This is a genomic window from Bacillus sp. FSL M8-0049, assembly GCF_038593355.1.
Lineage (GTDB): Bacteria > Bacillota > Bacilli > Bacillales > Bacillaceae > Bacillus > Bacillus safensis.
The window spans coordinates 1,342,893-1,355,537 of the sequence record NZ_CP151986.1 but is presented as its reverse complement, the minus strand read 5'-3'; the positions used below and the strand labels follow the sequence as shown (position 1 = coordinate 1,355,537).

Annotated in this window: 12 protein-coding genes; 3 read left to right on the top strand and 9 right to left on the bottom strand. The window is 40.5% G+C overall.

From position 1 onward, the window contains the following. Nucleotides 1-46 precede the first annotated feature (46 nt). A complete protein-coding gene (locus tag NSU13_RS06940) occupies nt 47-1,279 on the top strand; it encodes an aminopeptidase (RefSeq protein WP_342489959.1) in 1,233 nt (410 codons plus the stop codon). A 35-nt stretch (nt 1,280-1,314) separates the two neighbouring features. Here the strand turns inward: NSU13_RS06940 and NSU13_RS06935 are convergent, their stop codons facing one another. Next, nucleotides 1,315-2,934: an ATP-binding cassette domain-containing protein gene (locus NSU13_RS06935; protein WP_024426884.1), complete on the bottom strand. Its 1,620-nt coding sequence runs from the start codon at nt 2,932-2,934 to the stop codon at nt 1,315-1,317. A gap of 143 nt (nt 2,935-3,077) precedes the next feature. Here NSU13_RS06935 and NSU13_RS06930 point away from each other — a divergent pair, with 143 nt between their 5' ends. Continuing rightward, entirely contained in the window at nt 3,078-3,353 is a 276-nt protein-coding gene (locus NSU13_RS06930) for a hypothetical protein (protein WP_034281618.1), read from the top strand. Nucleotides 3,354-3,416: 63 nt separating this feature from the next. Here the strand turns inward: NSU13_RS06930 and lepB are convergent, their stop codons facing one another. From lepB to NSU13_RS06890, 8 genes are all read right to left on the bottom strand, one after another. After that, a complete protein-coding gene (gene lepB / locus NSU13_RS06925) occupies nt 3,417-3,989 on the bottom strand; it encodes a signal peptidase I (RefSeq protein WP_029706712.1) in 573 nt (190 codons plus the stop codon). 211 nt (nt 3,990-4,200) lie between these two features. Continuing rightward, the gene (locus NSU13_RS06920; RefSeq protein ID WP_024424741.1) at nt 4,201-6,093 is read right to left on the bottom strand and encodes a PTS fructose transporter subunit IIABC; all 1,893 of its coding nucleotides are present in this window, start codon (nt 6,091-6,093) and stop codon (nt 4,201-4,203) included. 13 nt (nt 6,094-6,106) lie between these two features. Then, a complete protein-coding gene (gene pfkB, locus NSU13_RS06915; RefSeq protein ID WP_034281616.1) occupies nt 6,107-7,018 on the bottom strand; it encodes a 1-phosphofructokinase in 912 nt (303 codons plus the stop codon). Continuing rightward, complete coding sequence (locus tag NSU13_RS06910; RefSeq protein WP_034281614.1) at nt 7,015-7,770, bottom strand: DeoR/GlpR family DNA-binding transcription regulator; 756 nt, start codon at nt 7,768-7,770, stop codon at nt 7,015-7,017. The genes pfkB and NSU13_RS06910 overlap by 4 nt, the downstream gene beginning before the upstream one ends. Nucleotides 7,771-8,088: 318 nt before the next feature. Then, nucleotides 8,089-9,282: an ABC transporter permease gene (locus NSU13_RS06905; protein WP_034281613.1), complete on the bottom strand. Its 1,194-nt coding sequence runs from the start codon at nt 9,280-9,282 to the stop codon at nt 8,089-8,091. After that, nucleotides 9,269-9,970: an ABC transporter ATP-binding protein gene (locus NSU13_RS06900; RefSeq protein ID WP_034281612.1), complete on the bottom strand. Its 702-nt coding sequence runs from the start codon at nt 9,968-9,970 to the stop codon at nt 9,269-9,271. The genes NSU13_RS06905 and NSU13_RS06900 overlap by 14 nt, the downstream gene beginning before the upstream one ends. After that, nucleotides 9,967-11,073 (bottom strand): efflux RND transporter periplasmic adaptor subunit, encoded by a 1,107-nt coding sequence (locus NSU13_RS06895; RefSeq protein ID WP_034281611.1) that lies wholly within the window; start codon nt 11,071-11,073, stop codon nt 9,967-9,969. Before NSU13_RS06895 ends, NSU13_RS06900 begins: the two co-directional genes overlap by 4 nt. 9 nt (nt 11,074-11,082) lie before the next feature. Continuing rightward, nucleotides 11,083-11,709: a YIP1 family protein gene (locus NSU13_RS06890; protein WP_065214315.1), complete on the bottom strand. Its 627-nt coding sequence runs from the start codon at nt 11,707-11,709 to the stop codon at nt 11,083-11,085. Between the two features lie 517 nt (nt 11,710-12,226). Between NSU13_RS06890 and NSU13_RS06885 the strand changes: the two genes are divergently transcribed. Then, nucleotides 12,227-12,604, top strand: coding sequence for a hypothetical protein (locus tag NSU13_RS06885; protein WP_065214314.1), 378 nt, complete (start codon nt 12,227-12,229; stop codon nt 12,602-12,604). Nucleotides 12,605-12,645: the final 41 nt, after the last annotated feature.

Here is a 12,645-nt window from a genome sequence, read left to right as displayed (position 1 = left end):
CGGTCATAAATCTGATATGATGAACATGACTAAAGGAGGGGTTTTTATGAGTTCATTTGAAAAACAACTAGATCAATATGCGAAGACCATCGTTGAGGTCGGTGTGAATGTACAAAAGGGGCAGGAAGTCGTTGTATCCGCATTTACTGAATCTGCACATCTTGTTCGTCTTATAGCGAAACACGCGTATGAGCGCGGGGCGAAAAACGTACATATCCGCTGGAGTGATGGTGTTCTCACTCGTTTAAAATATGAACATGCACCGCAAGATGTATTTGAGCAATTCCCTGAATGGGAAGCACAGATGATGGAAACCATCGCAAAACGCGGAGGCGCTTTTATTACCATCCTGTCAGAAAGCCCTGACCTTTTGCGAGGCATTGATTCGAAAAAAATCGCTGCACAGCAAAAAGCTGCTGGTTCAGCACTACATACATATCGTCAATACGTTCAATCTGACAAAGTCGCTTGGACAGTCGTAGGTGCTGCATCAAAAGAATGGGCGAAAAAGATTTTCCCTGATCATACAGATAAGGAAGCTGTCACGTTATTGTGGGATCAAATCTTTAAAGTCGCACGCGCTGATCAAGCAGATCCAGTTGAGGCTTGGAAAAAGCACGATGCGTCATTAAACGAAAAGGTCAAAATACTCAATGAACGCCACTACCACAAGCTTCATTATGAAGCACCGGGCACAGACTTAACGATCGAGCTTCCAGAGCAGCATATTTGGGTAGGTGCTGGCAGCGTAAGTGAACGCGGCGTTTCGTTCATGGCCAACATGCCGACAGAAGAAGTCTTTACCGTACCGAAAAAAGACGGTGTAAACGGGACAGTCTCAAGCACAAAGCCGCTCAGCTATGCTGGAAACATCATTGATGAGTTTTCATTAACCTTTGAAAATGGCCGGATTGTGGATGTGAAAGCAAAAGAAGGCGAAGATATGTTAAAATCTCTCGTTGAAACAGATGAAGGCTCTCATTATCTAGGTGAGGTTGCCCTCGTACCAGATGATTCACCAATTTCTAACTCAAATATTCTTTATTACAATACACTTTACGATGAAAATGCATCAAACCACCTTGCCATCGGCAGCGGATATGCGTTTAATATCGAAGGCGGAAAAGAAATGAAACGAGAAGAATTGGATGCAGCGGGTGTGAACAGCAGTATTACACACGTTGATTTTATGATTGGTTCAAAGGAAATGAATATTGACGGGATCACAAAAGACGGGAAACGCGAACCGATCTTCCGAAATGGAAACTGGGCGATTTAATCAAAAAAAGACATCCTATGGATGTCTTTTTTTATTTATGCGTAAAGCTCTTCAAGTCTTTTTTGGATGTCTTGATCTGATAAGAACTCATCATATGTTGTTTGTTTATCGACGATGCCATTTGGCGTCACTTCGATAATCCGGTTTGCGACTGTTTCAACAAACTGATGGTCATGAGATGAGAAGAGCATAGCTCCTTTAAAGCTCATGAGGCCGTTATTCAGCGCTGTAATGGATTCTAGGTCTAAGTGGTTCGTTGGCTCATCCAGCAGCAGAATATTCGCTCCAGACAGCATCATTTTTGATAACATACAACGAACCTTTTCTCCTCCTGATAAGACACTTGCTTTTTTCTTCACTTCTTCCCCAGAGAAAAGCATACGTCCTAGGAAACCACGCAGGAAGCTTTCGCTTTGATCATTCGGAGAATATTGACGAAGCCAATCAACGAGATCAACATCGTTTCCTTCAAAGTATTCACTATTATCTTTCGGGAAAAAGGCTTGTGACGTTGTGACGCCCCATTTAAATGATCCGCTGTCTGGCTCCATTTCACCAGCAAGGATTTTAAATAAAGTGGACACAGCAAGCTCGTTACGGCTTAAGAACGCAATTTTATCTTCGCGGTTCATAATAAAGCTGACATTATCCAGTACTTTCACACCGTCAATTGTTTTTGATAGACCTTCTACTTGAAGGACATCATTTCCGATTTCGCGCTCTGGCGCAAAATGAACATACGGATATTTACGTGAAGACGGCTTAATGTCATCTAAAGAGATTTTATCAAGCAATTTCTTTCTTGATGTCGCTTGCTTCGATTTAGAAGCGTTCGCACTAAACCGGGCAACGAATTCTTGAAGCTGCTTAATTTGTTCTTCTTTTTTCTTATTTGCTTCTTGGCTTAGTTTCAGCGCTAACTGGCTGGACTCATACCAAAAATCATAGTTACCGACGTATACTTGGATTTTTCCAAAATCAAGGTCCGCAATATGTGTACATACTTTGTTTAAGAAATGACGATCATGCGAAACGACGATGACGGTATTTTCAAAGTTAATGAGGAACTCTTCGAGCCACTGGATTGCTTGTAAGTCCAAGTGGTTCGTCGGCTCATCGAGAAGAAGAACGTCAGGCTTGCCAAATAAAGCTTGAGCTAAAAGTACTTTTACCTTTTCAGAACCGCCAAGCTCAGACATTTTCTTCGATTGAAGGCTTTCTGGAATGCCAAGGCCTTTTAATAGGATCGCTGCTTCACTTTCAGCTTCCCAGCCGTTTAATTCAGCAAACTCACCTTCAAGCTCCGCTGCACGAATCCCGTCTTCATCTGAGAAATCAGGTTTCATATAGATCGCATCTTTCTCCTGCATCACGTCATATAGACGTTTGTGACCCATGATGACGACTTTCAGCACTTCAAACTCTTCGTATTCAAAGTGGTTCTGTTTTAAAATCGCTAAACGCTCACCAGGACTCATATGAACATCGCCCGTTTGAGGCTCAATTTCTCCAGAAAGAATCTTTAGGAACGTTGATTTACCAGCTCCATTGGCACCAATTAATCCGTAGCAGTTGCCAGGAGTGAATTTAATATTTACTTCTTCAAATAGTTTACGATCAGCAAAGCGCAAACTAACATTATTTACTGCAATCATTTATTAATCCTCCATCACTCATTCATCAATATGAAGTATAACATGAATAACGTTTGATAGAAACGTCTCTCGCTAAGAACGAAGGCTTTTTGTCTATTATGATATAATAAACGGGAATGATTGATTGAAGGAGTTCGGGCGATTTGAGATTACTCACACTGATGGAATACTGTTTATTGATTTTCTTTATGGGCATTTATTTATCTGCAACAGGCTTTAATGCGAGGGACTTTGGCCTTTATATTGGGCTTATCCTCATTTACACACTGGTTCACATCTTTTCCAAACGTTTTTTACAAAAGCGGGGAAAAGAAAACCTAAAGATCGGATTGTTTCGATCCGTTTTAGCCATTACTGGATCTGTATTCGCTTCTGTTCTAGCGATTGTGATCATTGTTACAGTGCTCACGCCAAATTAAAAACGACCCTTCTGTAAGGGTCGCTCGTTCAAGTACCTTTCTCTTGCCCATGAGAAGGTGCTTTTATTTTGTCTGTCGAATGTCGCCAAATGGGAAGAAAACAAATTCTGATGTCCCGACAACCCGATCCTTTTCAATGAGGCCAAGTCCATTTCTGCTGTCCATGGAATTCAGTCTGTTGTCCCCCATCACAAAGTAATCGTTTTTCGGTACTTTCACTGGACCAAAATCTCCAGTTAAATGCACTTCATACTCTTTCGCATGCGCCTTGTTCTCTTTTAAATAAGGCTCATCTACTTTTTTACCATTAATGTAAAGCGTATCATCCTTCATTTCAATCGTATCACCTGGAAGGCCGATCAATCGTTTGACATAATGAATCTTCTGACCATCTTTTCCATTAATAATCACGATGTCACCGCGTTTTACACCACCGAGATAGTTAATGGTTTTGTTGACAAACAGCTTTTCCCCATCATGAAGTGTTGGTTCCATTGACTCTCCTTCCACCACATACGGTTCAAATATAAACGTACGGATGAGCAAGACGAGTGCAAGTGCGATTAAAATGGCTTTGATCCATTCAAACAGTGAACTTTTCTTCTCTGTTTTGGCTTGCTTCGCATCAGATTGAATTTCATTTTCGTTTTGTTTGTTTTCTTCGTTCAAAATACTGCTTCCTCCTAAGACTTTCTGCTAAAAGACTTGAAACGTGAATTGAATAACTTTACTTTATCATATGTCATTTAAAAATTCACAAGACAACCATCTAATTAGATATTTTTTCCTAATTCACTGATGATTAAACAAAAAGAAGCACCGTTTTTCACGATGCTTCTCTTCTGCATTACGCTTCTTGCCTGACTGGTTTTTTCAAAATACCCAGTAAAATCGCTGTCACAACAGCACCGATTAAGATGCTGATGATATAAAGAACTGGATGATTTGTTACCCAGAAAACAAATAGTCCGCCATGCGGTGCAGGAAGCGTCACTCTAAAGAATTCCGTTAATCCGCCAGCAACTGCTGCACCAATAACAGCTGAAGGAATCACACGAAGAGGATCTGCTGCCGCAAACGGGATCGCCCCTTCAGTGATGAAGGCAGCTCCCATGAAGTAACATGTAATCCCTGCTTCACGGTCACGTTTTGAGAACTTATTTCTAAAGATCGTTGTTGCAAGTGCAATACCTAGTGGTGGTACCATTCCGCCTGCCATAATTGCAGCATGCGGTGCATAGTTGCCAGCAGCAATCATTGCAAGACCAAATGTGTAAGCCGCTTTGTTAATTGGGCCTCCCATATCAATTGCCATCATACCAGCTAAAATAATACCCATTAAGACAAGGTTTCCCGTACCTAATGATTCAAGCCAATGTGTTAATCCGTCCATCACCATTTTCACTGGTGTGTTGACAATATAATGCATGATAATGCCTGTGAAGAAAATACCGAACAATGGATACAGCAGAACCGGTTTAATCCCGTCGAGTGTCTGCGGTACGAATGTGAATACTTTTTTGAGCAGCACAACAATGTAACCTGCTAGGAAACCAGCAATCAGTCCGCCTAAGAACCCTGCACCTGCTGCTGACGCCATAAAACCACCGACCATACCTGGCGCAAAACCTGGACGATCTGCAATACTCATGGCAATAAACCCAGCTAATACAGCAACGATTAAGGCAAGCGCATTATCGCCGCCAATTCCTTTTAAGACAGCTGCAAATGAATTAAATGAAGGGTCCTTAGGATCTGCTGAGTTAATGCCCCAGAAGAATGAAATCGCAACAAGGATACCGCCTCCGACAACAAATGGAAGCATGTTACTTACACCACTCATTAAGTGCTTGTAAAATCCGCTTCTTCCTTTGCCAGATGATTCATTTTCTTCTTTAGAAGAACTGCCGCCTGAACCTTTATAAATCGGCGCATCTTGATTGATTGCTTTTTCAATTAATTCCTGTGGACGGCGAATACCAGCTGTTACAGGGACTTCAATGACATGCTTGCCTTTAAAGCGTTCCATTTCTACTTGCTTGTCCGCTGCCACAATGATGGCTGGTGCTTCTTCAATTTCTTTTGCTGTAAGGGCATGTTTAATACCGCCAGAGCCATTTGTTTCAACTTTAATGTCAACGCCCATTTCTTTTGCTTTTTCTTTCAAAGCATCTGCTGCCATAAATGTATGGGCAATGCCTGTTGGGCAAGCTGTTACTGCTAAAATTTTAGCGGGTTTTCCTTCTGCTGCCGGCTCCTCTTGAACTTCCTCTTCTTCTTCATCATCTTGATCATGTGTATTGATGATCTCAATGATTTCATCTTCAGTCGCCGCTTCAAGGAGCTGCTTTCGGATTTCTTCACGCATTAGAAGTGTGGATAAACGAGAAAGTGCCTCTAAGTGCGTGTTGTTTGCGCCTTCAGTTGCGGCAATCATAAAGACAAGATGACTCGGCTGCGCGTCTAGTGATTCATAATCAACACCAGCAGTTGAGCGGCCAAATGCAATGGCAGGCTCTTTTACACTTGCTGTTTTAGCGTGCGGGATGGCAATTCCTTCGCCAATACCAGTAGAGCTCTGTTTTTCACGATTGATCACAGCTTCTTTGTAGCCCTCTTTATCATTTAACTTGCCTGCTGTATCTAAAACAGTGACCAGCTCTTCAATGACTGCTTCTTTCTGCTGGCTGTCTAATTGAAGCTTAATGGTATGCTTCGTGAGTAGTTCTGTAATTTTCATGATGACTCCTCCTTTAAATGCGTGTGACTTTTACTTGTGGTAATAGTGTGTCAACAAGCTCTTTTGTGCCAAGCTCCTCAGAAAAGGCTGTAGCGCTACCTGAAGTAACACCAAGCTTAAATGAATCTTCAATTGAAAGGCCTTTTGAAACGCCGGCTAAAAACCCTGCAACGACTGAATCTCCTGCTCCAACTGAATTAACGAGCGTTCCCTTTGGAACATTGGACTGATAGATTCCTTCTTTACTGAATAAAAGGGCGCCATCTCCAGCCATGGAGACGATGACATGTTCAGCACCTTGTTCTAACAGCTTTTTCCCATAAGGAATTGCTTCTTCTGCTGATGAAATACTCGTCTCAAACATTTCACCCAGTTCATGATGATTTGGCTTCATTAAGAATGGTTTCATGTCAGCTGCTTTTTTTAACGCTTCGCCAGAAATATCAAGAACAACTCTTACACCTTGCTCTTTGCAAACTTCAGCAATACGCTCATATGTGTTATGAGGTAATGAAGAAGGAATGCTGCCAGCTAAAACCACGACATCTCCTTCAGTTAATGAAGAAAATTGAGATAGAAATGACTCAAATTGCGCTTCAGTAATTGATGGGCCGAGGCCGTTGATTTCTGTCTCTTCACCTGTTTTTAGTTTCACATTAATTCTTGTATCTTCTGACACCTCGTGAAAGGCTGTTTGTAATTGTTCGTTCTGTAAAAAATCTTGAATATATTTGCCTGTAAATCCACCAATGAATCCAAGTGCTTTTGATTCAACACCGTGACGTTTTAATAGCCTTGAGACATTAATTCCTTTACCACCTGGATATTTTTGATCATAGGTTGAACGATTTAAACCGCCGACTGCAAAATCCTCCACGTGTACAATGTAATCAACTGATGGGTTTAAAGTAACTGTATAAATCATGTTTTCACTACCTTTATAACCGTTTTTTCATGGTAATTATCGAATGAATCCTCTTTTGCGTCGTTTGTGATAATGGTGGCTTCCTGTAAACTAGCAAAGGTTGAAAACGATATTTCGCCAAACTTCGAGGCATCTGATAAGATATAGGTTTTTTTCGCCTGTTTCATGGCTCTTTTTTTCATGAGTGCTTCCTCTGGATCAGGTGTTGTAAAACCCGCCTCGGGATGAATGCCGTTTGTCCCAACAAAGCTTTTGTCAAAACGATAATTTTCCATCGCTGTCAAAGCTGAGGCTCCCACCATGGCTCCTGTTCGATGTTTCACTGATCCGCCTGTCAAGTAAAAGGTAATGCCTTTTCTCATAAGTGCTTCAATGTGCATCACACCGTTAGTCACCACGACAATATCTTGATCTGGATCGATATATTCAATCATTTGCTGTGTGGTTGTACCTGCATCTAAATAAATACAGTCACCCTGTTTTAAAAGAGATGCCGCTGCCTCTGCTACCAATGACTTTTCTTGAAGGTTTTTGGCAGATTTCTCAAATACATCTGGTTCAAGGCGAATACTCGAAACCTTGGCCGCTCCTCCATGAACCCTTTTCAGAAATCCTTTTTCTTCAAGGGCTGATAAATCTCTTCTAATTGTAGATTCAGACGCATCCGTCATCATCGTTAAGTCCTGTATTTTAATGACATCATTTTCTTCTAAGCTGTCGATAATGAGTTGATGTCTTTCCGGTGTTAACATGAGAACACCCCTTTTGAAAACGTATTCATTTTGCGCGCACCTTTATTGTAATCGCTTTTTTCAACATTATCAATACAAAACAATCAAATACATTCAATAACTATCAAAATCTTTCACCATGGTCATCTTACCTTTATATGTACCATTTGTAAACTGAAAAATATGTGACATTAAGATGAAAGTCATGATATTAGCATTTCTATCATTTTTTATTTCATTCAATGGAACTAAAAAAAGCTTTTATGCGATTTGCATAAAAGCTTTTGATGGGTAATGAAGGCGAATGTAAACCGTTTGTATGCTTTTTTCTTCTCCGAATTATTCATACCTGAGCGATTCAATAGGGTCTAGTCTCGCTGCTTTATTCGCAGGAATTAACCCAAAAACAATACCAATGAGCATACTAAACAGTACGCCTCCACAAACCACTTGCCAAGATACGAGAGACGGCCAGCCGGCAAATAGTGAAACTAGCGAAGCACCGCCTAAACCAAGTGCAATTCCCATCAGCCCGCCGATGAGTGTTAAAACGACAGACTCAATTAAAAACTGAACGAGAATTTGCGCCCTTGTTGCGCCCATCGCCTTTCGAATACCGATTTCTCTTGTCCTCTCTGTCACAGAAACGAGCATAATATTCATCACACCGATGCCGCCGACAAGTAAAGAGATTCCGGCTATTGAGCCAATGATCGTTGTCATAACGGACGTTATTTGACCGATCCCTTCTGCGATTTCTTCCATATTGATCATTTCGTAAGCATCTTCTGTATGATGATTTTCATTTAATATGGCAGCCGCGCTCTTTCCTACTTCCTTCATTTGATCCGCATGTGCGACTTGAATAGACAACTTATCATATTCATTCATACCAAATGTGGAGGTGAGCATCGCAAATGGGACATATAATTCATTCATATCAAATGAAAACATCCCTTTCTGTTTTGCTAACACACCGATGACTTCAACTGGCTGTCCGTTCATCCAAATCAGTTCACCTAATGCCTTTTGTCCATTGAATAGTTCTTTTTGTAAGCCATCCGAGATGAGGGCAGCTCTTCTGCCGCTTCTAAAGTCAATATCTCTTAAATTCTTTCCTTCTGCGATTTGTAATGAATGTACATCCGTATACCCCTCATTTATGCCGTTAACTGTCGCATCAACTGTCGTATCTTGAAATCTCAGCTGCATTCCTTGTGCAGTCGAGGAAGCGACCTGCTTCACCCCATTGATTGTCCTAATGCTTTTTATGTCTTCCTCAGTAAATGAGGCTTCGAATAAAGCATTTGGATTTGCATTTAACTCTTCGTCAGAAGGCGTATATGTCATATCAATGGTATTGTTTGGACCTGAAATCGATCCTTTTAACATTTGCTCACCGCCTTGACCGATCGCCACGACTGCAATGACTGATCCAACACCAATAATAATCCCAAGCATCGTTAAAATAGAACGTAATTTATGAGCTAAAACCGAATTCAGCGCTATTTTGATATTTTCAAAGAGTTTCATTCATAGCGTCCCCTTGCATCCATCTATCTTCAACAAGCCGTCCATCTCTCACAACGACCGTACGGTTTGTATAAGCAGCTATTTCTTCTTCATGGGTGACAAGCACAATCGTTGTCCCTTCCTCATTCAGCTGTGTAAACTGTTCCATAATTGACATGCTTGTTTTTGAGTCGAGAGCACCAGTCGGTTCGTCTGCCAAAATAAGCTGAGGCTTATTGACAATCGCTCGTGCAATTGCCACCCTTTGCTTTTGTCCTCCTGACAACTCACTTGGCATATGTTTCATTCGATCTGCCAAACCAACCTTTTCAAGTGCCAATTCCGCACGTTCTTTTCTTTCCTTTTGGCTGATCCCAGCGTAAATCATCGGAAGTTCAACATTGCGTCTCGCATTTAACCTTGGCAGGAGGTGAAATTGCTGAAAAACAAATCCAATGGATTGATTTCGAATAACCGCGAGCTCTTGATCCTTTGCTGCTGACAGCTCTGTACCTTGAAAATGATATTGTCCCGTCGTCGGACGGTCTAAACAGCCAATAATATTCATTAATGTTGACTTTCCAGAGCCTGACGGGCCCATAATGGACATATACTCACCTTTTTCAATGACAAGATTCATGTCACTTAATACATCAAATGTTTCGTGTGCGACCTCATAGCTTTTTGTTACGTTGGAAAGCTGAATCATTCAGCATTCACTTCCATTCCGTCATACATGTCATCTGTTGGATGAGCAATGATTTGGTCCTCTGCCTTGACACCTTTTGTCACTTCAAGATCATGACCTGACGTTTCCCCTATGACCACTTTTACTTTTTTCAGTACATTTTCTCGAACAACATAAACGTATTGTCCATCAGTCTCTTTTTTTACTGCTGTTTCAGGAATTGTTTGCGCCTGGCGCTTATCTGTTTCAATTTCCATGATCATTTTAAAACCAGGCTTCGCCTCAGGTTTCTTCCCCTTTATTTCAACTTCAACAGGATATTGAACCGTTTGATCGCTCGAAGTTGTTTCGGCCGCAGTCTGGACAGGAACAGCACCTACTTTTTTCACGACTCCTTGCCAGCTCTTCCCGCGAATGACATCAGACGTTACCTTCACTTTTTGTTTCTTTTTGATTTTGATGGCATCATACTCTGAGATCAAACCCCGCACGATCATTTTTTTCTCATTACCAATATGGATGATCGGCTGCCTATCTTCCGGCCCCCCTGCTCCGGCCTCTTGCTCAATGGAAATCACTGTTCCATCAATTTTACTATGTACGGTTAAATCTTCTATTTGCGCCTTTACTTTTTCTTGGCTGATCTTTGCTTGCTTTTGTTCTAATTCAGCCGCTTTCAGTTCTAATTGAAGCTGATCTCGCTCGCTTTTGGCATTAGCGTCAGAACCGCCTGCTTTTTTCTCATCTAATTCACTCAGCCTATTTTGCAATTGTTCCAATTTTAATGTACTTGACTCAGCGGCTAATGCTTGCTGCTGCTCCTCAAGCTCCAGTTCCTTGTTTTCATATGTAAGAAGCGGCGTTCCAGCCTTTACCTTTTCCCCTTCTTTCACAGCAATTCCCTTCAATTTCCCCTTTTCCTCTTCTTCATAGATGAACTGCTCTTCAGAAAATGAAAGTGTCCCGGGTGTCATCACCGTAGATGTGATTTCTTTCGGCGTGAGTTTGACTGTTTTAATCGCTGCTGTAGAAACAGGCTTTGCTTGGTTTTTCGCAATATTAAATCCAATAAATAGTCCAATCACAATAATTAAAATAGATCCGATGATGATTTTCTTTCTCATAAAAACATTCTACCCCCAGCTTACTGATATGTTAATTGCTGTTCCTACATATTGAAAAATTAACGATAAAATATAAAAGACGCCTATAATCACCCAAGAAATTTTCGGTGATATACGCCCAACTTGGATGAATAAAAAGCCTGTTAAAACAAGATTCCAGATCACAAATAAATCGATATTGGCTAACACCGCCTGCCATGGACCAGAAATTCGAATGAGTGCGTTTAACGAAGTAACCGTGACATCTTTTGGAACATGAAAAAGGATTACTGCCAAATGAGAAATAATCGTCCCAATGATCGTAACGGGTGTAATGAACAGAACCGCTGAAAACAGCTGCCGAAATGATGCATCACCTTTCGCTAAAAATACGATGAACTTATATATAGCAGCATTGATGACAATCCCAAATACCAGACCAATGAGCGTCACCACATAAACAACAGGTACCGGCAAACTTAAATCTGCCCACATTCCCTTATTTACGAGCTCAGACAAATAAGTCACAACAACTGTTAAAATAAGCACACAAGATAAAGGCCACCAAACAACTGGATGTTCCCATACTCTTTTCAGGTGCTCTGATGGTCTTGTGCTCACTCCAATGATCGTAGGTTTTTGCATGTTTTCTTTCACCAAATGTCATCCTCTCTATGTCAAGCAAATATGCAAACGCACAATGACGCTCTTTTTCTTTCTATTTTATCAAAAGATTGCCAATAAGTGATCGATCATTTGATTTTCTTATTTTCGTTGAGAAAAAATTTTATCTATTATTCTATTTTCACGAATGAAACCCTTCAAATGACCCCATGATCCGACCATATTCATATCAAGAATCGTGCTTTTACTGACTTAAAAACATTTTATTAAGTAAACAATATGTCTTTCGGAATAAATATCCTTTTCTTTTGGATTCGCATGGTCTTAGATAGACACAACAATTTTTTGTTAAAATAATCCTAGTAATTTGGACAAATCCCGGCTTTATAGGACTATGATTGGTTTCTTTTACAGAACAAATAAGTCTTTAGTATCAATACTTTCATATTAAAAAATTAAAAATAAAGGGATTTTACTTGATCAAAAGTTATTTTTTCATATAATGTAAAATAGAGGTAGGTTAAATGATAGTGGAAATGGAGTCAAGTGAATGTTAAGAGAAAAATTGAAAATGCAATTGATTTTACTGTATGAAAAGGAACAAGAAGCATGGCAATACTTTCGAAAGGAAAGAGAATCGATTTATCATGAGCTCAAATTACTTGATATGAAAGAAAGCAGACCTTCTAACGACAAAATATACTACGCTGCAAGATGTGTAGATATTATTAAAGAGAAAAAGGGAAGCATTGTGAGCACAAAAGAATTAAAGGAACAGCTTCAAGCCCAAACAGATTTCAATGTGAGACGAATCAGCGAATTGTATGATCTCATTCAGCAGCTCGATCCTCACATTTCTAAAGCAAGAAGGGGATGTTTTATTTACGAAGATTACACCCAAGTACCTCTACAAACTTTTCACACATAAAAAATTGGTTACAGCCGGGCGGCCATAACCAAATCCTCTAA

Coding starts and splice junctions, on each gene's coding strand:
- NSU13_RS06940 (WP_342489959.1), top strand. CDS start 47: ATGAGTTCATTTGAAAAACAACTAGATCAATATGCGAAGACCATCGTT.
- NSU13_RS06935 (WP_024426884.1), bottom strand. CDS start 2,934: ATGATTGCAGTAAATAATGTTAGTTTGCGCTTTGCTGATCGTAAACTA.
- NSU13_RS06895 (WP_034281611.1), bottom strand. CDS start 11,073: ATGAGAAAGAAAATCATCATCGGATCTATTTTAATTATTGTGATTGGA.
- NSU13_RS06885 (WP_065214314.1), top strand. CDS start 12,227: ATGTTAAGAGAAAAATTGAAAATGCAATTGATTTTACTGTATGAAAAG.
- NSU13_RS06900 (WP_034281612.1), bottom strand. CDS start 9,970: ATGATTCAGCTTTCCAACGTAACAAAAAGCTATGAGGTCGCACACGAA.
- NSU13_RS06905 (WP_034281613.1), bottom strand. CDS start 9,282: ATGAAACTCTTTGAAAATATCAAAATAGCGCTGAATTCGGTTTTAGCT.
- NSU13_RS06920 (WP_024424741.1), bottom strand. CDS start 6,093: ATGAAAATTACAGAACTACTCACGAAGCATACCATTAAGCTTCAATTA.
- NSU13_RS06910 (WP_034281614.1), bottom strand. CDS start 7,770: ATGTTAACACCGGAAAGACATCAACTCATTATCGACAGCTTAGAAGAA.
- pfkB (WP_034281616.1), bottom strand. CDS start 7,018: ATGATTTATACAGTTACTTTAAACCCATCAGTTGATTACATTGTACAC.